We start from the raw sequence: 22407 nt of genomic DNA on the forward strand, positions 1-22407 counted from the left end.
TTAAGGGGGCCTTTATAAAACGATTATTTAGTTTAACGTGCTTCTGATCCGCGCGTGGTACACCTCTATTTTTTGAGGTGTGAGCATCTTGCGCTCATCATCAAGCACAACACCACCCGCATCGGATGCGATACGCTGAGCGGCTTGTAACATCAATTTGAAATTCTGCCCTGCATCACCATAAGATGGCACCATCATAAACATGGAAACACCCGGAGTTGTGAAATCAGACATCGTTTCAGGATCAAAGGAACCTGGTTTAACCATATTGGCTAAACTAAATAATACAGGCCCAGTACCCGACGGGTTGACATGACGGTGGAATATTTTCATTTCACCAAACTGGAACCCTGCTTGAAGGATGCTTTGCAATAATACTTCACCTTGTAGCTCTTGCCCATGATGAGCTGCTACATGAAGTACCAAAACTGTCTCCTTGCTATTTGTTGTAGCAGAATCTTCCTGCGGCTCAGCTTTCGTTTCAGTGTTCGCCGTTGTTTGTTCATGTTGTATCGACTGTGGCTCTTCTTTCAGGTTATTTGAATCAATGTGTGGCTCAATCGCAGTAGGCCGCACAGGTTGGGTGCTAACTTGTGGCTCAGTAACTGACTCATCATTCATATTGATAGTCAATTGCTCTGGAGCATGAGAGGGTTCAGTGCGTACAGCCACCACAGGTTCTTCATTAGCCAGATGTTCAGAAGCCGCCGCCAATTTAGGTTCAGGCTCAACCGGAGCTACTGGCCGTATGTTTGGCTCAACTTGAGATTCATTTTTTGCTGAATCAAGTGGGTCTGCTACTGCGGGTTGAATCGCCCCCTGCTGAGTGGGTTTGTCCTCAGTAAATAATACAGAATCATCATACTCAGATGATTTATCCTGCGTTTCGCTTTTTCGACGTTTTACCGGTCTGTCGCGAAATAACGTTGACCGCTCTTTACGGCTGGTCCATAAACCATGCAGTAATAAAGCGACAATGGCTATCGCACCTACGACCACTAATATCAGACGCAAATCCTGCATCGCTGTTATCTCTAGTTGATGAATGATTATGCCAACACGGCGGAAACTACCTTAAGATTATTTCTCAATTGCTCTAAGTGCAACCCTCAGAACGATTTTCTTACAAGAAAGAGAATATTCCGCTTTCGTTTGCTGCTTTTTTAAGCAAATAATGGCTAGTCAGCCTAGTTTCATACCTATATGATACATAGTCAACCGAAAAGGAGAGAACAAGAAGTATGACCCAATCGACATTTTCGCCACAAAAAGACCATTCTGGCTTTTATTATTTTACACAAGGGTGGCGACTAGTTACACGTCCTGGTATTAAACGCTTTGTCATTTTGCCCTTATTAGCAAATATTATTTTCTTAGGAGGTGCTTTTTGGTGGTTATACACTAAGCTTGGCGGCTGGATAGACCAAGTGATGAGTTATATTCCGAGTTGGCTACAATGGCTTGATTATGTGTTTTTTCCATTAGCGGTGATTTCTATCTTATTAGTTTTTACCTATTTTTTCAGTACCATTGCAAATATTATTGCAGCCCCATTTAATGGTTGGTTATCTGAAAAACTAGAAGCCGAACTGACAGGGAAACCCGCTCCTGACACAGGAATGGCGGAACTACTAAAAGATGTTCCACGCATGATAAAACGTGAGTTTGTGCGTATTGGTTATTATTTACCCCGCGCACTTGGTTTATTGATTTTATTTTTTATTCCGGGTATTGGCCAAACCATAGCACCTGTTTTGTGGTTCCTATTTGGGGCTTGGATGATGTCAATTCAATATTGTGATTACCCATTTGATAACCATCGCGTTGGCTTTAGTGAAATGAAACAAGCGCTTGCGAAAGAACGCATGAGAAATATTCAATTTGGTGGCGTCATCAGTTTACTCATGATGCTACCTTTCGTAAATTTAGTCATCATGCCTGTTGCTGTCTGCGGCGCGACACTCATGTGGGTTGATAGGTATCGCGGACGTTACGCCCGTTACTAAGTATTTTCTAACCGATAAGCGCAGGCTTCATCGCCTGCGCATGCCAACACACACATTCACACCATCAATTTTTTGCTTTAATTTCATTCTTAGAACAATTAGATCTAAAATAGCATTTTGTTATAAGCTTATATTCAAATCATATTTGCATTAATTCGTTGTTCACGTATGTTGAATTCATATTATTTTTTGTCTTGACTGAGTGACACAATTTTACTCGCTAACCGATTTTTAAGGATATCCCATGAGCAAAATCTATGAAGATAATTCGTTGACCATTGGACACACTCCTCTTGTGCGTTTAAAGCATTTTGGTAATGGTAATATTTTAGCAAAAGTGGAATCACGCAACCCAAGTTTCAGTGTAAAGTGCCGTATTGGCGCTAACATGATTTGGGATGCGGAGAAAAAAGGTATCCTAAATAAAGATAAAGAGTTAGTGGAACCAACGAGTGGTAATACTGGGATTGCTCTTGCTTATGTTGCCGCGGCTAGGGGGTATAAATTGACCCTTACAATGCCAGAAACCATGAGTATCGAGCGCCGTAAATTGCTCAAAGCCTTAGGGGCTAACCTTGTCCTTACTGAGGGTGCAAAAGGCATGAAAGGCGCCATTGCTAAAGCTGAAGAAATTGTCAATAGTAACCCTAAAAAGTACCTTTTACTTCAGCAATTTAACAACCCTGCCAACCCTGAAATTCACGAAAAAACAACCGGCCCTGAAATTTGGGAAGATACCGACGGTAATGTTGATGTCGTCGTTGCGGGCGTCGGAACAGGCGGTACTATCACAGGGATTGCAAAGTATCTAAAAAATACCAAAGGCAAAGAAGTTACCATCGTTGCTGTTGAGCCTGAAACTTCCCCAGTTATCACCCAAGCATTGGCAGGTGAAGAAATTAAGCCAGGGCCTCATAAAATTCAAGGTATTGGTGCTGGTTTCATCCCCGGTAACTTAGACCTAAAACTACTCGATAAAGTCATTCAAATCAGTGATGATGAGGCAGTTAAAACAGCCCGTGAATTAATGGAAAAAGAAGGTATCCTTGCGGGTATTTCATCAGGCGCTGCCATCGCAGCCGCAACAAAAATTGCTGCAGACCCTGCATATAAAGGCAAAAATATAGTCGTAATTTTACCTTCATCAGGTGAGCGTTATTTATCAACTGTTCTGTTTGCTGACATTTCTGCTGACTAACATAATTTCGTTGCAAATTCGTTAAAAAAGCACCTTAAAGGTGCTTTTTTTGTGGTGCAGATCAAAGTTTAGCACGGATGGAGATGATTTCTAATTCGGGGTTTAGTATTAAACATAGTAATTATTTTGCACCTCGAAATTAATCACTTTTTAGTCACCTCCACCGCAAACATCTGGTAGTTGCAAAGTGGCTAAAAAAACATAACTTCAGAGGCAAAAACTGAAAAAGGGTTGATACCGCACAAAGTAGGAAACCTTTTTGCAAGTTAATAATCTAACTATACGCAAACCTAGTCTATTTCATCTACAATAGGCTGGGTAATTAAAAAAACTAAAGTTATTGAGGAAATACTATGTTCCAGCAAGAAGTCACTATTACGGCACCAAATGGTCTACATACTCGTCCTGCAGCTCAATTTGTGAAAGAAGCAAAAGCATTCTCTTCTGATATTTCTTTGATTTCTGGCGGCAAATCCGCTAGCGCAAAAAGCCTGTTCAAATTACAAACTTTGGGTTTAACTCAAGGTACAGTGGTCACCATTTCCGCTGAAGGTGAAGATGAGAAAGAAGCCGTTGAACATTTAGTTAAACTGATGGGCGAATTAGAATAATTTCGCACGCAAGAGAAACGTCTTACCGATCTCATTCGCTGTCCCTGAATGATATCATTCGGGGATATTTATATAATCGGTATAACCATAGCGGTCTCTGCAATATCAGAACTCCTAGCACTAGCAGCAGTAAGGTAATATTATGATTTCAGGAATTTTAGTATCCCCGGGTTTTGCTTTTGGTCAGGCTTTAATCCTCAAAGAAGATCCTATCGTTGTTAGCACAAAAAAGATTGCTGACGATCAGGCAGATAAAGAAATTGCACGCTTTATTGAGGGTCGTAACAAATCAGCCGAACAACTCACTTTAATTAAAGAGAAAGCCGAAAAAAATCTTGGAGCCGAAAAAGCTGAGATTTTTGAAGGTCATATTATGCTGCTAGAAGATGAAGAGCTTGAACAAGAAATAATCTCTTTGATTAAAGGCGACAAAAAAACGGCTGATGCTGCCGCCTATTCCGTTATTGAAGACCAAGCCCAAGCACTTGAGTCCCTAGATGATGAGTATCTGAAAGAACGTGCTGCCGATGTACGCGATATCGGTAAGCGCCTACTAAAAAATATTTTAAATATTCCAATTGTTGATTTAAGCGCTATCGACAAAGAAGTGATTTTGGTTGCTGCTGATTTAACGCCTTCCGAAACCGCACAACTGAACTTAGATAAAGTTCTGGGTTTTATCACCGATTTAGGTGGTCGTACATCACACACCTCAATTATGGCTCGTTCTCTTGAGTTGCCTGCTATTGTCGGCACAAGTGATGCAACCAGTAAAATTAAAAATGGTGATTTTATCGTATTAGATGGTGTAAATAACACTATCTACTTAAACCCATCAGAAGCTGAAGTTGATAAGTTAAAAGCTTTCCGTGATGAATATCTGCAAGAAAAAGAAGAGCTCGCAAAATTAAAAGATTTGCCAGCAATCACACTTGATGGACATCAAGTTGAAGTCTGTGCAAATATTGGTACTGTACGTGATGTCGCAGGGGCTGAACGTAATGGTGCAGAAGGTGTTGGCCTCTATCGTACCGAATTTTTATTTATGGATAGGGATTCATTCCCAAGCGAAGAAGAACAATTCCAAGCATATAAAGCCGTTGCAGAGTCAATGGGCAGCCAAGCTGTTATTGTTCGTACAATGGATATTGGTGGTGATAAAGACCTGCCGTATATGAATTTGCCAAAAGAAGAAAACCCTTTCCTTGGTTGGCGTGCAATTCGTATTTGTCTTGACCGCAAAGAAATTCTACACTCACAATTAAGAGCTATTTTAAGAGCGTCTAAATTTGGTAAACTGCGTATTATGTTCCCAATGGTCATTTCCGTTGAAGAAGTTCGTGAACTAAAAGCAGAACTTGAGATACTAAAAGCTCAATTACGCGAAGAAGGCAAAGCCTTTGATGAAGCAATTGAAGTTGGTGTTATGGTGGAAACACCAGCAGCAGCAGTTATTGCTCGTCATTTGGCAAAAGAAGTTGATTTCTTTAGTATTGGGACGAACGATCTAACTCAATACACTTTAGCGGTTGACCGTGGTAATGAACTGATTTCTCATCTTTACAACCCAATGTCACCAGCTGTCCTAAACTTAATTAAGCAAGTGATTGATGCATCACATGCAGAAGGTAAATGGACAGGGATGTGCGGGGAACTCGCAGGAGATGAGCGTGCAACCTTATTGCTACTTGGCATGGGGCTGGATGAATTTAGTATGAGCGCAATATCAATTCCACGTATCAAAAAATTAATTCGCAATGCGAACTTTGTTGATACTCAGGCTCTGGCTGAACAAGCACTTGCTCAACCAACAGCAGATGAATTGATGAAACTTGTAGATACCTTTATCCAAGAAAAAACGTTATGCTAGGAACAGCACATTAGTTCGGTCCCATATAAAACGATTAGGAGAAGGTCCATGGGTCTGTTTGACAAACTGAAATCACTCGTTTCGGAAGACAAAAGTAGCAGTGGTAGTATTGAAATTATCGCCCCTTTATCTGGTGAGATTGTCAATATTGAAGATGTTCCAGATGTTGTATTCGCAGAAAAGATTGTTGGTGATGGTATTGCGATTAAACCAGCAGGGAATAAAATTGTCGCTCCTGTAGATGGTACAATTGGTAAAATCTTTGAAACTAACCATGCATTTTCTATTGAATCAGATGATGGTATAGAGCTATTTGTTCACTTCGGAATTGATACAGTTGAACTCAAAGGCGAAGGTTTCAAACGTATCGCTGAAGAAGGCCAAACCGTCAAGAAAGGTGATTTAATCATCGAATTCGATTTAGCACTGCTAGAAGAAAAAGCCAAATCGGTTCTCACTCCTGTTGTTATTTCTAACATGGATGAAATTAAAGAACTGAATAAACTAACGGGTTCAGTGACCGTTGGTGAAACAGTTATCATGCGTATAAAGAAATAGCCTAGCTATCCGCTCTATTCGCTAGACAAAGCCGTCAGGCCCTTGCCTGATGGCTTTACTCGTTCTTAGCCTGAGTTAACCTTACTGGTTAAATACCCCAGTCGATAAATAACGGTCTCCTCGGTCACAAATTACCGCAACAATCACCGCACCTGGGTTCTCTTTTGCTACTTTTAAAGCCCCTGCTACTGCTCCACCAGAACTGACACCACAGAATATCCCCTCAATTTTTGCCAAAGCCCTCATGGTTTCTTCGGCTTCTTGTTGGTTGATATCTAATACACTGTCAACTAATGAATCATCAAAAATACCGGGAAGATACCCCGGCGACCAACGTCTGATCCCTGGGATTTGGCTTTTTTCTGCGGGCTGCAACCCAACAATCTGTACATCGGTTGATTGGGATTTTAAATAACGGCTGACCCCTGTGATAGTCCCTGTTGTTCCCATGCTAGAGACAAAATGGGTGACCCTCCCCTGTGTCTGCCGCCAAATTTCTGGGCCGGTTGTTTTAAAATGAGCTAATGGGTTATCTGGGTTATTAAATTGGTCTAATACAGTCCCTTCCCCCCTGAGCGCCATTTCTTTAGCGAGATCTCGAGCACCTTCCATTCCCACTGCGGTACTCACTAAAATAAGCTCCGCACCATACGCTTGCATAGATGCTTGGCGCTCTTTACTCATGTTATCTGGCATCAGTAATTTTAGTTTATAGCCTTTTAGTGCAGCTATCATCGCTAGTGCTATCCCTGTATTGCCGCTCGTCGCTTCAATAAGCGTATCCCCAGGTTTAATTTCCCCTCGTTCTTCAGCTTCTTTGATCATCGAATAGGCAGCCCTATCTTTCACTGAACCCGCAGGGTTATTACCTTCTAGCTTAACCCAAATTTCAGCATTAACCCCTTGAACCAAGCGCTGAAGTTTTACTAAAGGTGTATTACCGATAAACTGTTCCAGAGTTGACACTTTACCATCCTTATAATTTTTATTTATAGATAGGAGCAAATAGAAATAAGATATTACTCCAATATTAGCGCGTGAAAAATGAAATCTATTCACATTAATATTAGAAAAATAGATTATCTTTATTACCATTATTGATATAGCTAATTGATATAATATATTACTATAAGTTTATATGATTACCAGTTATATTTAACAGAAAAAAAACAAAATAATACATATAAATATCAATAAATTACAGGAAAAAGCGACGTGATTGTTGGGCTAAATACTATTCATAAATAGCCCAACAACAGAAAAGAGAGATACTTAAGATGTCATAAAAATAAATAGCATTTATTATCTATTTATATAAATGCTATCAACAATAACAATTTATATTCATGCACTTTCCGCTAATTGAGGAAATAATAACTCCGTGTTTCCTTGGTAAATTTTAACCTGCTTGCTACCTAAAAAGTAACGTTCACCCCGTGTCGGTATTGTTGCTGCGGACTGCCAAACAACAGATATTGGGTCATTTCCCCACCCTAATGGTTGAACTGTTAATTGCCAAAAATGACCTCTTGGACCAGATTCTGTTACCCTAACAGGTAAACGGTGTTGTTCATCCACTTCAGGTTGTAATGATATTTCCCAAGGCCTAAGAAATACATCGACCTCTCCTTGATGAGCACTGCTATGATTAAGCGAAAATTCATAACCGCCGATATTGAGCATTGACCCCCTGATTTGTGCTGAGATTTGGTTAACTTCCCCCATAAACTCAAGAACAAAGCGAGTCTCAGGGCTCTGCCAAATAGCACTTGGCGTCCCAACCTGCTCAATATGCCCTTCACTCATAACGACGACCCTATCTGCCACTTCCATGGCTTCTTCCTGATCATGAGTGACAAACACACTAGTAAATTTTAACTCGTCATGTAATTGACGTAGCCAGCGGCGTAGCTCAACACGAACTTGCGCATCAAGAGCTCCAAAAGGCTCATCAAGCAATAAAATTTGCGGGTCAACCGCCAGTGCACGTGCTAAAGCTACACGTTGCTTTTGCCCACCAGAGAGCTGTGCAGGATAACGGGAAGCCAAGTGAGATAATTGCACCATCTCCAATAGTTGCATAGCTTTTTGTTTGATAGCTTGTGTGGATGGTCGCTGCTTACGCGGTAGAACTGTTAAGCCAAAAGCGACATTATCAAATACCGTCATATGACGAAATAATGCATAATGCTGAAAAACAAAACCTACATGCCTATCCTTTGCATGTATTTTACTGACATCTTGGCCGTGGAAACGCAAAGTACCGTAACTTTGTTGCTCAAGCCCTGCGATTATCCTTAATAGCGTTGTTTTACCTGAACCAGAAGGCCCCAATAGTGCCACCATCTCACCCGATGCAATATCCAGTGAAATACCGTTGAGTACTTGGGTTTTCCCAAATAACTTACCGATTTTTTCAATTTCAATACTCATGATCAATGGACTCCTGATTCAGACTGCTGACGATTTAAATGCCATTGCAATGCGCTTTTAAGGATTAATGTAATGATGGCCATTACAGCGAGGACCCCTGCGGCAGTAAATGCACCGACAGTGTTATAATCCTGATGTAATAATTCAACTTGTAACGGTAAGGTATAGGTCTCACCACGAATAGCACCGGAAACCACGGATACCGCACCAAATTCCCCAATCGCCCGAGCATTGGTCAGTACAACACCGTATAGCAACGCCCAACGGATATTCGGTAATGTCACTCGCCAAAACATTTTCCACCCTGAAGCCCCCAGCAATACCGCGGCTTCATCTTCTTGGCTGCCTTGGCTTAACATCAATGGTACCAATTCACGCACAACAAATGGGCAAGTCACAAAAATCGTCACTAAAGCCATTCCTGGCCATGAAAACATAACTTGAATATCAAACCCTTCAAGCCAACCACCAAACCAGCTATTAGAACCATAAAACAGCAAATACAATAAACCTGCGACGACGGGGGAAACCGCAAATGGGATATCAACTAATGTAAGCAGTAACTGCCGACCTGGAAAATGAAAACGCGTGACGAGCCATGCCATCATTGTGCCAAAAACCAAATTTACAGGTACGGTAATTAAGGCAATTAACACAGTTAGCCCAATCGCATGTAACATGTCAGGGTCTGCTAAATTCAGTAAAACGGTATCTAAGCCTTTTTGAAATGCTGTAATAAAAATCCAAATAATTGGGATAACCAATAGCAAAACTGAGAACAGAATACCAATGGCTATTAATAACCATTTCCCCCAGTTGATTTGGGAACGATTAGCAGCATGAATAGGTGTAACTTGTGCCATTACTTACCCCCTAATCGTTTACCAAAACGGCTTTGTACTAAGTTAACACTAAATAAAAGCAGCAATGAAACCGCCAAAATAACGGATGCGACAGCACTCGCCGCAGGGTAATCAAATTGCTGTAATTGACTGAAAATCATTAATGAAACTACTTCTGTTTGCCAAGCAATGTTACCTGCAATAAAGATAATGGCACCAAATTCCCCCAAACTACGAGTAAAAGACAACACTGTACCCGCTAAAAGAGCTGGGGAAAGTTCAGGTAATACGACTCGTCTAAATGTTTGCCAGCGGCTAGCACCGAGCGTTTGCGCCGCTTCTTCATATTCAGGCCCTAACTCTTCTAAAACAGGCTGCACGGTACGCACTACAAATGGGATACTGGTAAACGCCATTGCTACCGCAATTCCTAACCATGTATTCACAACTTTAATGTCGAACTGGTGAAGGTATTGACCATACCAACCAGAAGTTGCAAACAATGTCGCGAGTGTCAAACCAGCGACGGCGGTAGGTAATGCAAAAGGCAAATCAACTAAACCATCTAAAAACAGACGTCCAGGAAAGCGATAGCGAGTCAAAATCCAAGCTAATAATAGGCCAAAGACGGCATTAAATAGACTGGCAACCAGAGCTGACAACAAAGTTACTTTGTAGGCGGCAACCACTTGCGGGTAACTAATCACCGCCCAATATTGCTGCCATGTCATATCTGACAGTTGTATTACCAATGCACTCATGGGTAGCAGCAAAATCAAACAGGTATAAAATAAGCTGCTCCCTAATGTCAGCCCAAAGCCTGGTAGAAAGCGCTTTCCTGAACGGCTCATTAACGGCGCCCTTGAGCCATTAGTTCGTCAAACTCGCCACCTGTTGCAAAATGCACATCCATCACTTTTGGCCAGCTTTCAAATTGAGACTCAACTGTAAAAAGTTTTGTCTCTGGGAATTTAGCCTTATTCGCTTCCATTACGGCTTTATCATTCACGCGATAATTAAAGCTAGTAATAATTTCTTGGGCTTGAGGGCTATATAAATAATTCAAATAAGCTTTAGCGACATCTTCTGAACCATTTTTTTGTACATTTTTATCAACCCAAGTCACTGGAAATTCAGCCAAAATATCAACTGGTGGTACAATCACTTCATAATCAGACTCACCATATTGACTACGAATGTTGTTCACTTCTGATTCGAAGCTAATCAATACATCACCTAGCTCTCTTTCAATAAAAGAGGTAGTTGCACCACGGCCACCAGTGTCGAATACTTCGACATTTTTTAGGAATTGCTTCATTTGCTCACGTGTTTTTGCTTGGTCACCATTGTTTTCTTGGTTAAAAGCCCCCCATGCAGCAAGGTAGGTATAGCGGCCATTTCCAGATGTTTTTGGGTTTGGAAATATTAATTTTACGTCTTCACGTACCAAATCATCCCACGTCTTAATTCCCTTAGGGTTTCCTTTACGCACTAAAAACGCCATTGTGGAGTAATAAGGTGAACTATTATTTGGTAATCGAGCTTGCCAGTCAGCAGGGATCAATTTGCCTTTATCGTGCAAAATTTGCACATCTGTAACTTGATTATAAGTGACAACATCGGCTTTCAACCCCTGCAATATTGCTAGCGCTTGCTTCGATGAGCCCGCGTGGGATTGTTTAATCGTTAATTTGTCGTCTGGATGTGCTTCATTCCACTGTTTTTCAAATGAAGGGTTTAATGCCACAAATAACTCACGGGCAATGTCATAAGAGCTATTAAGGAGTTCTGCGGCAATTAATGGCGTGCTGCCGAATAACGATGCCGTCGCTAAGCTTGCTAATGCTGTTTTTTTCAAAAATGATTTTTTCATTCCACACCCATTCATAACTAAACCAAAACGACTAAGATTAAAAACACTGTATCTGTTTTGGTTATAACTGTGTAGTTATCAATCACCTTTTGATATATCAAATTAGAATAACAAAGAAAATATCGACATAAGAGTAAAAATACTGTTTTATTTTAATGAGTTAAGAAATGAATAGTTTTCATGAATAAACCAAATCGACAAATCTATATACCGTATTTACGGTTGTTGATGGCTTAATTCGTTTGGGGTGAGAAAAGATTGATATTCACTTAGGCAGGGCATCAGCATATTCATGATAACAAAAGAGCGCCGCATCCATGCGGCAAACAGTCATTTATAATGCGAGTAGTTTTTCAAGAGAAGGCGCATAGTAATAACTACCTGAAACGGCTTTCGTCATACGCAGTAAATCATCGTATTTACCGTCTTTTTCACCAAACATACTAAGCAATTGTTGTTCAATATTGTGTAGCCTTGCACAATAGGCGACAAAGAATAAACCATGTTTACCACTTGCTGTGCCATACGGCAGGCTGTGACGCATGATGGATAGCTCTTCACCCTCTTCTTCTACCACGACTCGTGAAACATGCGAAGTCACATTACGCACATCTTCATCAAGCTCAACGCTATCATGTTTAGTACGGCCAATCATTTTTTCCTGTTCATGTTCAGTAAAACGATCCCATTTCCTTAAGTCGTGTTCATAGCGTTGAACTAAAACATAACTACCACCCTTGTCATCGCCTTGTTCGACTAATGTCACTTCCGCAATTTCTTCACCTTGCGGATTTTCTGTACCATCAATAAAACCGCTTAAGTCCCTATCATCTACCCAGCGGAAACCATGAATTTCCTCAACAACATGAATAGATTTACCAAACACTTTTAGTGCCGCTTGCGCTAAAGAGAAATTAATATCGTGGCGAAGAGATTGAATATGAATAAACATATCTCTTTGTGTGGCAGGCGCAAGCCCCTTACCTAATGTATGGAATGGTTTCAATTCAGGTGCGCACTGAGCATGCCCCAATTGCTGCCAAATATCAGAGCCAAACGCAATTACTGCCCCAAGACGGTCATCAGGATATTGCGCCTGTAATTTGGTCAAAGCATCGACAAAGCCTTTACATCCAGATTTAACTTCATCCAGAGATCCTTCTTGCACTTGTGCTTCAATAAAAATACCAAAACGGCTATGTTCTTTCAAAATACCACTTTGAGAATGAGACATACGGTAAACCTCGTAAAATGAGTATGTTATATAACCTATTTTTTATATAAAACGATATGATTATCCTATCTTATCGTGATGTTTTTCACCTTGTTTTAACGCAAGGGTTTATAGGTTTCGATGCCTATTATAGGAAAGAAAATTTAAGAAAGGGGAAATTTATTTGTGTACAATAACGAGGTTCGATAAAAGAGGGGATCGCCAGTATAACTAAACCTGACGATATACCTTAAAATCAGCTTACTTATGCCAAATTATCTGCGATATTGTCCATGATTGAAGGTCATTATCCGAAGGCATCATCCCTTCTGGCCCTTGCCATTTACCCGTAAAACGGTAAATAACTTTTGTTGATTGTGGCGAATTACATTCAATGCTTGGTACATCATTGATTCGCTCACCAAGGCTACATACACCAAATGCTTTTTGGTATATTTCACTAAATTCAGTGCCAACTTTTGGCCCCCACTCGGTAACAATATCAGGGTCATTGACTGTAATGCGCGACACATAGCCATGCTCAGGCCCCATTATCTCTAATTTTACCTCGTCATCATTAATGCCTTGGAAAATAGCGACCACATCACCATTGTCCATTTGCATTCCGCTACGGATGTTATACCGGTCATTAAGCTGCGTTTTAATAGTATCAGCTTGCATCGGGGTAAAATTGGTTACTTGACCAACCCCTGAGCTAGAGATCACTAGTGGGCTACTAAACCAAGTCGATGGCGAAAAAATTTTCGTGCCAGCACAACCTGACAATAGTGTTATTCCGCATAGCAGAGTAATTTTCAACAATGGCGTTAAGCCGCTATTGTTATTAAAAGTTGCATGTTGGGACATATCATCCTCTTTAATCCGTCGCATAATGCATATTGTGACAACCTATTTGCCAAAACATTCACATGAATGATTAAACAAATAGTCAATTAACCTAAAAATCCGTTTCGTGAGTTAATTTTTTCGAATAAATCAAACGTTCAGACTGTTCTTCTTCATAAAGCATTTTTTCAAACATACAAATAGCGGCATCTGATTCTTCGCTCACTAAAAGTTCAATTCTGCCACACCCTCTGGCAATTAGTTTTTTCTCTAGCCGGCTGACTAAAGCATTTGCTATACCGCGCGCACGATATTCAGGATGTACAGCAAGGTAAACGGCTGTGCCGCGGATACCATCGTACCCGCCCATAATGGTACCAACAACCTCACCTGCGACCTCAGCGACTAAGAATAAGTCTGCACCGCATTGTAATTTACGTTCGATGTCGAGTTCAGGGTCCCCCGAAAACTCATTGAGAGAACAACGTTCCCATAACGTCAGTACATCTTCATAATCACTTTGGCGAAAGATGCGTATTTCCATAACATTTGCCCGTTTAAACTAATCTTTCTGTCATTATCACTGCTTTTGCCACACAATCAATATTCAATATGCCTTTTTTACGACAAAAGGGTATACTTTGGTTATTATTTTTCATCTATGGTTCTATTAGAAAACAATGAATTACCCAGATATCGGTCGTGTAAAAGCTTTCTTGCAAAGCTTACAAGATACTATTTGTCAAAAAATCACTGAGCTAGATGGTAAGGAAACTTTTCTAGAACAAACATGGGAACGTTCTGAAGGTGGTGGGGGCCGTAGCCGAGTATTAACTAATGGGGCTATATTCGAACAAGCAGGGGTCAACTTCTCCCATATTCAGGGGGAAAAATTACCTGCATCTGCCACAGCACACCGCCCTGAACTCGCAGGTCGTAGCTACCAAGCTATGGGCGTCTCTCTGGTTATTCATCCACTCAACCCATATATCCCAACTACCCACGCGAATGTGCGCTTTTTTATCGCCGAAAAAGAGGGAGAAGCCCCTGTTTGGTGGTTTGGTGGTGGGTTTGATCTAACCCCCTTTTATGCCTTTAACGAAGACGTCATTCACTGGCATACTGTAGCTCGCGATTTATGCTTACCTTATGGCGATGATGTTTATCCTAAATATAAACATTGGTGTGACGAATACTTCTTTTTAAAACATCGTAATGAGCCTCGGGGTGTCGGTGGCCTGTTCTTTGATGACCTCAATCAATGGGGTTTCGATAACTGTTTTAACTTCACACAAGCCGTTGGACATGGTTTTTTACACGCTTATGTACCCATTGTTGAAAAACGCTGTGGCCATTCGTGGGGAGAACGCGAACGACAGTTTCAATTATATCGTCGTGGTCGCTATGTCGAGTTTAACTTAGTTTGGGATAGAGGCACCTTATTTGGTTTACAAAGCGGTGGACGAACTGAGTCTATTTTAATGTCAATGCCACCACTGGTGCGTTGGGAATATGACTATCATCCTGAGCCTAATAGCCCAGAAGCGACTCTCTATAGTGAATTTTTAATCCCCGGTAAAGACTGGTTAACCCAATAATTACTGTTACAAGCTTATTCATTAAGGTAGAAATATTCCATTTCTACCTTTCTAATAAAATATAACAAAATCTAACTAAATTCGTTAAATATCAAAAGGTTACACAAAACAAAAAAACAATTATGATTCCATTTCATCCAATAGAATGGAGTTATAATATGAGTCAAATTTTAGGTCGTTCCTTATTATCGCCTTGTCTAATATCAAGTTTAATCTCCGAAACTGGAGTGACTAAGCTCAACCCTACACTCATTCATATCAATGATGTCATGAGCAGAATCTATTCAGATGAAGATGCACAATTACATCGTAATAGCCTATCTGCTTGTTCTATTGATCCTGTTAAAAATTACAGCCGCTTTATTCGAGATGCTCAGCGCCCTGTTCCCTATAAGATCCATCGACACTCAGATTTACCGATTTGCCAGCGTGACCAACTTTCCCTTAATGAGCATATGCCACATGATGATTATACTGTGATCATGAGTGAAGGTGATGATAAAGCCCCTTCAGCACCGGCAGGCTATGTCTTCGATTATATTGGGAAAGTACGTGCTTTCTTTAAGGAGAAATTAGATATTGACCAGATGTTTGGCTGTTCTGCAGACATCAATGCGGTTATTCATTATGGAACAAACTACGCTAATGCCTTTTGGAATTCTCAGGCTATTTTCTTTGGTGACGGAGATGGTAAAGTCTTTGGCCCCTTTTACAATGACATTGACATAATTGCCCATGAATTAGCCCATGGTTTCATTAGTTCAAAAGCTAACTTTAGATATGCATTTCAATCTGGTGCGCTAAATGAATCCGTTGCTGATGTTTTAGGCATTATGGTCAAACAATTTGTACAAAATGAGACAGCTTGTGAATCCAATTGGCTTATTGGTGAAAATTTATTTATCGACCAAATTAATGCCCCAGCCTTACGTTCCATGAGTGCCCCAGGCACTGCTTATGCATTGAATAACAAAAATGTTGACCCACAAGTTGGTCATATGTCTCAATATCGTGATTTACCTATGCGGATTGATAATGGTGGTGTCCATATTAATTCAGGTATCCCGAATAAAGCCTTTCATTTATTAGCAACTAGCCTAGGAGGATATACATGGGATGTTGCTGGTAAAATATGGATAGCGGCAGTATCAGACCCTATTGTTACCTCAATGGCGGATTTCAAGCAATTTGCCACAGCAACAGTGAGTAACGCCCAAAAATTATTTGGTGAACAAATCGCATCACAAACACAAAAAAGCTGGGAAAAAGTTGGATTAGTATTCGATAAACACTAATCTTTTATCATATGGCGACATCACCATGCCAAATAGCTGTTCTTAGTAGTTAGTCATTTTCATCTATAAAGGCCGATGTTAAGCAATTCAAATGCCTAATCATTCAGCCTTATAAGCAAAGGATTTTTAACTAAACCCGCACGTTAACGTTTTTTCTTTTTACGACCCGGTTGGGTAAATTTTTTACGTGTAGGGTTTTCAGGTTTCGCCTTTGGCTTATTCCCTGTATTTTGTTTGGCTCCACCACCATTTTTACTGGTTGCTTGGGTCTTTGCCTGTTTTTTCGGTTTAATATCCGATTCTGATTTTTCCATCATATCAAATAATTCAATCAGTTCGTCTGCTGTTAAGTCACGCCACTCTCCAACTGGAAGCCCTGTTAACCGAACATTCATAATACGAATACGTTCAAGCTTAGTCACTTCAAAACCAAAGTGCTCACACATCCGCCTAATTTGACGATTCAGACCTTGCACCAAGGTAATACGGAACACAAAAGGCGCTTCTTTTTTCACCTTACATTTCTTAGTCATCGTACCTAAGATGGGGACTCCGGCTCCCATGCCTCGAATAAAATCATCTGTAACGGGTTTATTCACCGTAACTAAATATTCTTTCTCGTGAGAATTCCCGGCACGTAAAATTTTATTAACCAGATCGCCGTGATTAGTCAAAAAAATCAGCCCTTGAGAGTCTTTATCTAGACGCCCAATAGGGAAAATCCGCGTGCTATGGTTAACATAGTCAACAATATTGTCTTTTTCGCCGCTTTCCGTGGTACTGACAATCCCCACTGGTTTATTCAACGCAATTAATACTAAATCATCTTCATTACGCGGTTCAATCAATTGACCATTAACTTTAACCACATCACCTGCAAAAACTTGGTCACCGATGGCTGCACGTTTACCATTAATAAAGACATTGCCTTGCTCAATATAACGATCAGCTTCACGTCGTGAACAAATACCACTTTCACTAATATATTTGTTTAGACGTGTAGAAGAACGAGTGTCCATAATTTACCTCAATCATTTGTGCCCCACCGCGCCATCGTTGTTAGTTTTGGTTGTGTGAAAGCAACGTTTAATTATTAAACTATTTAAATCGATAATATAATAAAAAGCCGTAACACAATAATTTTGTTACGGCTTTTTATTCACTAAGGTTAGTAAACCCTTAGCTGATACTTTGACCCACTAACGTTTTTTAAGATGTTGCATCAAACGCTTACGTTTACGTAATTGGGTTGCAGTTAGTTTATTTTTCTTATCTGCATATGGGTTTTCACCCTCTTTAAACAGAATACGAATTGGCGTCCCCATCACTTGCAGTGAGCGACGGAAATAATTCATTAGGTAGCGTTTATAGCTATCAGGCAAATCCGACACTTGGTTACCATGGATCACCACTATCGGTGGGTTATGCCCCCCTGCGTGTGCATATTTCATTTTAACTCGACGGCCACGAATCAACGGTGGCTGGTGTTCGTCTTCCGCCATATTCATAATTCGAGTTAACAATGCCGTTCCCACACGACGCGTAGCGGATTCATAAGCCTCTTGCACCGATTCAAATAAATTACCTACACCGCTACCATGCAACGCTGAAATAAAGTGAATACGTGCAAAGTCAACAAAACCAAGACGTAACTCTAGCATGTCTTTTACATGTTCACGGTCTTCTGGTTTCATGCCATCCCATTTGTTAACCGCAATCACCAGTGAACGCCCAGCATTTAAAATAAAGCCAAGTAACGATAAATCTTGGTCTGAGATACCTTCTCTTGCGTCAATCACTAGCAACACAACGTTTGCATCTTCAATTGCTTGCAGTGTTTTAATTACAGAGAATTTTTCTACTGTTTCCGTTACTTTCCCACGTTTACGCACGCCCGCAGTATCAATCAGAATGTACTCACGGTCATCGCGTTCCATTGGAATATAAATACTGTCACGGGTTGTACCCGGCATATCAAACACAACAACGCGATCTTCACCTAGGATACGATTTGTGAGTGTTGATTTACCCACATTTGGGCGACCCACAATCGCTAATTTGATGGGTAATGTGGTTGGGTCAAAATCGTCTTCTTCATCTTCAGCAAGTTGGCCTTCTGCTTCTAACTCAGCCCAGTAAGCCGCATTTGCTTCTTCTTCCGTTAACTCAACTTGCTCTTCTTCTTCACCAATAAACGGTTTCAAAGATTGTTCAATTAATTGTGTTACACCACGACCGTGGGAGGCAGCAATGGGGTGTATTTCCCCTAACCCAAGCGAATAAAAATCACCAACTGCGGTATTTACATCAATACCATCAGTTTTATTTGCCACTAAGTAAGTTTTTTTCTTGCGGCTACGAAGATGTTTGGCAATTCCTTCATCTGCTGGCATCAACCCGGCTCTCGCATCGACCATGAACAATACAATGTCAGCTTCTTCAATGGCTTGTAAGGACTGTGCGGCCATATGCGTTTCTACGCCTTCCTCAGTCCCATCGATACCACCCGTGTCAATAATAATAAACTCATGCCCTTCCACTTCGGCACGACCATATTTGCGATCACGAGTCAGACCGGGAAAGTCCGCTACTAATGCGTCACGGGTACGGGTTAAACGGTTAAATAACGTGGATTTTCCTACGTTTGGACGCCCTACCAGCGCTACGACGGGTATCATTCTTAGATGCCTCACAACTTTTATTAACTAAAGGAATTCTGAAGCTTTCACTCAGAAAACAAAAAACGAACGGCTCCTGTCATCAGGAACCGTTGATTTTATCGATAAATTGTCGGTTTGTCAGAAAATTAACGCGTTAACAGATAAACTGTTCCGTTTTTCGTCTGAACCATTAGTTTATCACTTGCAACAACAGGGCGACTGTGAATACCGGAGCTGTTTAATTTATTTTGAGCAACAAACTCACCCGTATTCATATCTAACCAATGTAAGTAGCCTTCTTTGTCACCGACAACAATATAACCATTAAACATTTCAGGTGCTGACAAACCACGGTTTAGTAAGTCTTCTTGTGTCCACAATGTCACACCATCACTTTTACGGACGGACAACACGCGGTCATTTTGGTCAACGAGATACAGGTTTTCACCTGACATCACCATATCATTAATTGAACCTAGTTCGCGTTTCCATAAAATTTGGCCTGAGCGCATATCAAGTGATGCTAATGTGCCATTATAAGCAATCGCATAGACTTTGCCGTCATCAATAATCGGTGTCATATCGACATCATTCAAACGGCCGATCTCTGTTGAACTAGTGACTTGAGAAATGCGTTGTTGCCAAATCAGTTGCCCTTGTGATAATAAAACGGCGTTTACACGCCCGTTATCACCACCAACAATTGCGGCCCCAAATGCGACCGCTGGTGCAGATTCACCACGTAAAGACAGTGATGGCGTGTCCATGTTAACAGTCCACTTGATTTCACCACTATTTACATCTAACGCTTGCAATTGGCCATTGCTAGTATGAATAACGACTAAATCGTTACTAACAACCGGTTTAGAAAGGGCTTCACCAGCAACTTCAACATCCCAAATAACTTGACCATCTTCTTTGTTTAAGGCAATAACGGTACCACGCTCAGTACCAATAAAGATTTTATCGCCATCAACAGTTAAACCACCTGATAATAACGCGGATAAATTCGCAGAAAGGAAACCGGTACGCTTGGACAAGTCAACAGACCAAATCTCTTTACCACTGTCTAGCTCAAATGCTTTCACTAAACCTTTACGGTCTGCCGCATAAACAGCTGAGCCATCCCAAGCAGGCGATAACTCGGAGTAAAATTGTTCAACGCCATTACCAACAGATTTATCCCAAACAATTGATGGAGTAAATTGATTCTCAACCTGCGGAAGTGGCGCCATAATGATAGAATCAGTTTCGCTGGAACAACCGGCAAGTAAAGCTGAAGCGACTAGGCCAACCAAAAGAGTTTTGCGCAACTGCATGTTTGTCGTTTCCTTTCTTCTTATGAATTAGATACGTTGTTCAATTTCAGAGTTAAAATACCTCTAAGAGATTGAGAACCTTCACTTTCTAGCCCCTGAGTGTATGCGGCTTTTGCACCAGCTTTATCACCCTTATGGAGTAAAGCATCACCACGGACATCCTGTGCCGTCGCTTGCCATGACTTACCTTTGATATTCGTAATAGATGCTATCGCACCATCAGCATTACCTTGAGCCAATTGTACACGAGCCAAACGCAAGTTAATTAAATCTTGCATATCAACCGTTTTCGCTTTAGCTAATGCATTAGTTAGCGCAGTTTGTGCATTCGCTAAGTCGCCTTTATCAACGGCGATTTGCGCTAACTCTAGCCCCATCATTGCGCTGTAAACATCATCAGTTTCAGCAGCAAATTTTTGCGCGGCAACGATACTTTGTTCTGAGCCTGAACGCAGTTGGGTGCTCACTGTTTCAAATTTTTGGGCGCTTTCTTGCAATATATTGGTTTTATGTGACTGCCAGTAATTCCAACCAAATACACCACCAACACCAATAACAAGGCCAACAACTAATGCAACACCGTTGTTAGCAAAAAAGCGTTTGATCGCATCAACTTGATCATTTTCGTTTGTATAGACTTCCACTTGTCTCTCCTTAACCTAATAGCTCAGCGATGCGAGATGCCATTAGTTGCTGTGAAATAGTTTCTTGTGCGCCTGTGCGCAAATCTTTCAAGGTTACTTGACCATTAGTCATTTCGTCTTCCCCCAAGATCAAAGCAATTTTAGCGCCTTGTTTATCTGCTCTTGCTAACTGTTTCTTGAAGTTCCCACCGCCGTGGTTAGCCATTAATCTCAAAGTAGGTAGTTCATCACGTACTTTTTCAGCAACCAATAAGGCAGCTTGTTGGCAATTTTCACCAAAAGACGCTAAATACACGTCAGCCACTGAAGTGTCTGCGGTAAATGCTGGATTCACTTCTTGGACTAGCAACACCATGCGTTCCATACCCATGGCAAAACCAACAGCTGGGGTAGCTCTGCCGCCTAATTGCTCGACAAGGCCATCGTAGCGGCCACCGGCACAGACTGTACCTTGAGAGCCTAGTGCCGTTGTAACCCATTCAAATACAGTACGGTTATAGTAATCAAGACCACGAACTAAACGCTGATTAACACGATATTTGATACCCGCAGTATCTAATAGTTTACACAAACCATCGAAGTGCTCACGTGATTCGACATCAAGGTAATCAAACAGTTCAGGTGCATCATTCAATAACGTTTGCACCCCTTGATTTTTAGAGTCCAAAACGCGAAGTGGGTTAGTGTACATCCGGCGTTTACAGTCCTCATCGAGCTTATCTTTATGTTGCTCTAAAAATGCAACCAAAGCCTCACGATAATTTGCACGCGCGTCTAACGAACCAATTGAGTTTAGTTCTAGCGTCACATGTTCGCTTATACCTAATGCTTTCCACCAACGAGCTGTCATTAGGATCATTTCGGCATCGATGTCTGGCCCACTCAAACCAAATACCTCTGCACCTAATTGGTGAAACTGGCGGTAACGCCCTTTTTGAGGGCGTTCATAGCGAAACATTGGCCCTAAATACCACAAACGTTGTTCCTGATTGTACAGCAAACCATGCTCAATACCTGCGCGGACACAGCCTGCAGTATTTTCTGGGCGTAATGTCAGACTTTCTTCATTACGGTCATTGAAGGTATACATTTCTTTTTCAACGACATCCGTCACTTCACCAATCGCTCTACGAAATAGCGGGGTCTGCTCTACAATCGGGGTACGTATTTCACTAAAACCATAACCCTGTAAAATATTTTTCAATGTAGCTTCGATTTTTTGCCATACACGCGTGTCAGCTGGTAAGTAATCATTCATGCCGCGAATGGCTTGGATATTTTTTCCCACTTTATTTCTCTATTTTCAGAATTACATAAGTTTGATTATAAGAGCGAAATATCATCAGGTTCAATCAACAAACACCAATTACTGATACGAATCGGGAATTATCTGTTTATTTGCCCGATGAGTGTTCGATTTTAGAAAAAAACACGGATAATT

The 22407-nt window shown here is 41.0% G+C and carries 21 protein-coding genes; 7 read left to right on the forward strand and 14 right to left on the reverse strand.

The genetic code is table 11. From position 1 onward, the window contains the following. Positions 1-27: 27 nt before the first annotated feature. Positions 28-1023: a cell division protein ZipA gene (gene zipA / locus ACHB7C_RS11030; protein ID WP_048607828.1), complete on the reverse strand. Its 996-nt coding sequence runs from the start codon at positions 1021-1023 to the stop codon at positions 28-30. 218 nt (positions 1024-1241) lie between these two features. Between zipA and cysZ the strand changes: the two genes are divergently transcribed. The 5 genes from cysZ (at position 1242) to crr (ending at position 6243) form a co-directional block, all read left to right on the forward strand. Beyond that, a complete protein-coding gene (gene cysZ / locus ACHB7C_RS11035) occupies positions 1242-2006 on the forward strand; it encodes a sulfate transporter CysZ (RefSeq protein WP_042844599.1) in 765 nt (254 codons plus the stop codon). A 244-nt stretch (positions 2007-2250) separates the two neighbouring features. Then, positions 2251-3204 carry a cysteine synthase A gene (cysK, locus tag ACHB7C_RS11040; RefSeq protein WP_048607831.1) on the forward strand — a complete coding sequence of 318 codons (954 nt, stop codon included), beginning with the start codon at positions 2251-2253 and terminating at the stop codon, positions 3202-3204. Between the two features lie 353 nt (positions 3205-3557). Continuing rightward, positions 3558-3815 carry a phosphocarrier protein Hpr gene (ptsH, locus tag ACHB7C_RS11045; RefSeq protein WP_004264876.1) on the forward strand — a complete coding sequence of 86 codons (258 nt, stop codon included), beginning with the start codon at positions 3558-3560 and terminating at the stop codon, positions 3813-3815. A 142-nt stretch (positions 3816-3957) separates the two neighbouring features. After that, positions 3958-5685 (forward strand): phosphoenolpyruvate-protein phosphotransferase PtsI, encoded by a 1728-nt coding sequence (gene ptsI, locus ACHB7C_RS11050; protein WP_042844601.1) that lies wholly within the window; start codon positions 3958-3960, stop codon positions 5683-5685. 48 nt (positions 5686-5733) lie between these two features. After that, on the forward strand, positions 5734-6243 hold the full coding sequence (gene crr / locus ACHB7C_RS11055) for a PTS glucose transporter subunit IIA (protein ID WP_004264878.1): 510 nt from the start codon (positions 5734-5736) through the stop codon (positions 6241-6243). An 81-nt stretch (positions 6244-6324) separates the two neighbouring features. On the opposite strand, the gene cysM is transcribed toward crr, so the two are convergent. The 8 genes from cysM to ACHB7C_RS11095 form a co-directional block, all read right to left on the reverse strand. Continuing rightward, entirely contained in the window at positions 6325-7209 is an 885-nt protein-coding gene (gene cysM, locus ACHB7C_RS11060; protein WP_042844602.1) for a cysteine synthase CysM, read from the reverse strand. Between the two features lie 378 nt (positions 7210-7587). Beyond that, positions 7588-8676 (reverse strand): sulfate/thiosulfate ABC transporter ATP-binding protein CysA, encoded by a 1089-nt coding sequence (cysA, locus tag ACHB7C_RS11065; RefSeq protein ID WP_042844604.1) that lies wholly within the window; start codon positions 8674-8676, stop codon positions 7588-7590. Between the two features lie 2 nt (positions 8677-8678). Further along, entirely contained in the window at positions 8679-9539 is an 861-nt protein-coding gene (gene cysW / locus ACHB7C_RS11070) for a sulfate/thiosulfate ABC transporter permease CysW (RefSeq protein WP_042844605.1), read from the reverse strand. Next, the gene (gene cysT, locus ACHB7C_RS11075; protein WP_042844606.1) at positions 9539-10369 is read right to left on the reverse strand and encodes a sulfate/thiosulfate ABC transporter permease CysT; all 831 of its coding nucleotides are present in this window, start codon (positions 10367-10369) and stop codon (positions 9539-9541) included. The genes cysW and cysT overlap by 1 nt, the downstream gene beginning before the upstream one ends. Then, on the reverse strand, positions 10369-11391 hold the full coding sequence (locus ACHB7C_RS11080) for a sulfate ABC transporter substrate-binding protein (protein ID WP_042844607.1): 1023 nt from the start codon (positions 11389-11391) through the stop codon (positions 10369-10371). The genes cysT and ACHB7C_RS11080 overlap by 1 nt, the downstream gene beginning before the upstream one ends. 334 nt (positions 11392-11725) lie before the next feature. Further along, entirely contained in the window at positions 11726-12625 is a 900-nt protein-coding gene (locus ACHB7C_RS11085; protein WP_042844608.1) for a Dyp-type peroxidase, read from the reverse strand. Between the two features lie 240 nt (positions 12626-12865). Next, positions 12866-13471 carry an RpoE-regulated lipoprotein gene (locus tag ACHB7C_RS11090; RefSeq protein WP_129466124.1) on the reverse strand — a complete coding sequence of 202 codons (606 nt, stop codon included), beginning with the start codon at positions 13469-13471 and terminating at the stop codon, positions 12866-12868. A gap of 91 nt (positions 13472-13562) precedes the next feature. Next, positions 13563-13994: a GNAT family acetyltransferase gene (locus ACHB7C_RS11095; protein ID WP_042844611.1), complete on the reverse strand. Its 432-nt coding sequence runs from the start codon at positions 13992-13994 to the stop codon at positions 13563-13565. Between the two features lie 136 nt (positions 13995-14130). On the opposite strand from ACHB7C_RS11095, the gene hemF reads away from it, so the two are divergent. Then, positions 14131-15048, forward strand: coding sequence for an oxygen-dependent coproporphyrinogen oxidase (hemF, locus tag ACHB7C_RS11100; protein WP_042844613.1), 918 nt, complete (start codon positions 14131-14133; stop codon positions 15046-15048). Between the two features lie 158 nt (positions 15049-15206). Then, entirely contained in the window at positions 15207-16343 is a 1137-nt protein-coding gene (locus ACHB7C_RS11105) for a M4 family metallopeptidase (protein ID WP_071548205.1), read from the forward strand. Between the two features lie 143 nt (positions 16344-16486). On the opposite strand, the gene rluF is transcribed toward ACHB7C_RS11105, so the two are convergent. The 5 genes from rluF to hisS form a co-directional block, all read right to left on the reverse strand. Next, positions 16487-17362, reverse strand: coding sequence for a 23S rRNA pseudouridine(2604) synthase RluF (rluF, locus tag ACHB7C_RS11110; protein ID WP_048607837.1), 876 nt, complete (start codon positions 17360-17362; stop codon positions 16487-16489). A gap of 180 nt (positions 17363-17542) precedes the next feature. Further along, a complete protein-coding gene (gene der / locus ACHB7C_RS11115; RefSeq protein ID WP_042844616.1) occupies positions 17543-19021 on the reverse strand; it encodes a ribosome biogenesis GTPase Der in 1479 nt (492 codons plus the stop codon). 128 nt (positions 19022-19149) lie between these two features. Then, on the reverse strand, positions 19150-20322 hold the full coding sequence (gene bamB, locus ACHB7C_RS11120; protein ID WP_042844617.1) for an outer membrane protein assembly factor BamB: 1173 nt from the start codon (positions 20320-20322) through the stop codon (positions 19150-19152). 20 nt (positions 20323-20342) lie between these two features. Further along, entirely contained in the window at positions 20343-20966 is a 624-nt protein-coding gene (locus ACHB7C_RS11125; protein WP_042844619.1) for a tetratricopeptide repeat protein, read from the reverse strand. A 10-nt stretch (positions 20967-20976) separates the two neighbouring features. Continuing rightward, complete coding sequence (hisS, locus tag ACHB7C_RS11130; RefSeq protein ID WP_042844621.1) at positions 20977-22254, reverse strand: histidine--tRNA ligase; 1278 nt, start codon at positions 22252-22254, stop codon at positions 20977-20979. Positions 22255-22407 lie beyond the last annotated feature (153 nt).

Origin of the sequence: Providencia sp. 2024EL-00732 (assembly GCF_044006275.1) — a bacterium.
GTDB lineage: Bacteria > Pseudomonadota > Gammaproteobacteria > Enterobacterales > Enterobacteriaceae > Providencia > Providencia huashanensis.

Bases quoted from the DNA above. Each gene is read 5' to 3' on its own strand.
- cysW (WP_042844605.1), bottom strand. From the start codon at position 9,539: ATGGCACAAGTTACACCTATTCATGCTGCTAATCGTTCCCAAATCAAC.
- cysA (WP_042844604.1), bottom strand. From the start codon at position 8,676: ATGAGTATTGAAATTGAAAAAATCGGTAAGTTATTTGGGAAAACCCAA.
- cysZ (WP_042844599.1), top strand. From the start codon at position 1,242: ATGACCCAATCGACATTTTCGCCACAAAAAGACCATTCTGGCTTTTAT.
- ACHB7C_RS11080 (WP_042844607.1), bottom strand. From the start codon at position 11,391: ATGAAAAAATCATTTTTGAAAAAAACAGCATTAGCAAGCTTAGCGACG.
- cysT (WP_042844606.1), bottom strand. From the start codon at position 10,369: ATGAGCCGTTCAGGAAAGCGCTTTCTACCAGGCTTTGGGCTGACATTA.
- hemF (WP_042844613.1), top strand. From the start codon at position 14,131: ATGAATTACCCAGATATCGGTCGTGTAAAAGCTTTCTTGCAAAGCTTA.
- zipA (WP_048607828.1), bottom strand. From the start codon at position 1,023: ATGCAGGATTTGCGTCTGATATTAGTGGTCGTAGGTGCGATAGCCATT.
- cysK (WP_048607831.1), top strand. From the start codon at position 2,251: ATGAGCAAAATCTATGAAGATAATTCGTTGACCATTGGACACACTCCT.
- ACHB7C_RS11105 (WP_071548205.1), top strand. From the start codon at position 15,207: ATGAGTCAAATTTTAGGTCGTTCCTTATTATCGCCTTGTCTAATATCA.
- crr (WP_004264878.1), top strand. From the start codon at position 5,734: ATGGGTCTGTTTGACAAACTGAAATCACTCGTTTCGGAAGACAAAAGT.
- ACHB7C_RS11095 (WP_042844611.1), bottom strand. From the start codon at position 13,994: ATGGAAATACGCATCTTTCGCCAAAGTGATTATGAAGATGTACTGACG.
- der (WP_042844616.1), bottom strand. From the start codon at position 19,021: ATGATACCCGTCGTAGCGCTGGTAGGGCGTCCAAACGTAGGAAAATCC.
- ACHB7C_RS11085 (WP_042844608.1), bottom strand. From the start codon at position 12,625: ATGTCTCATTCTCAAAGTGGTATTTTGAAAGAACATAGCCGTTTTGGT.
- ACHB7C_RS11090 (WP_129466124.1), bottom strand. From the start codon at position 13,471: ATGTCCCAACATGCAACTTTTAATAACAATAGCGGCTTAACGCCATTG.
- rluF (WP_048607837.1), bottom strand. From the start codon at position 17,362: ATGGACACTCGTTCTTCTACACGTCTAAACAAATATATTAGTGAAAGT.
- ptsI (WP_042844601.1), top strand. From the start codon at position 3,958: ATGATTTCAGGAATTTTAGTATCCCCGGGTTTTGCTTTTGGTCAGGCT.
- ptsH (WP_004264876.1), top strand. From the start codon at position 3,558: ATGTTCCAGCAAGAAGTCACTATTACGGCACCAAATGGTCTACATACT.
- bamB (WP_042844617.1), bottom strand. From the start codon at position 20,322: ATGCAGTTGCGCAAAACTCTTTTGGTTGGCCTAGTCGCTTCAGCTTTA.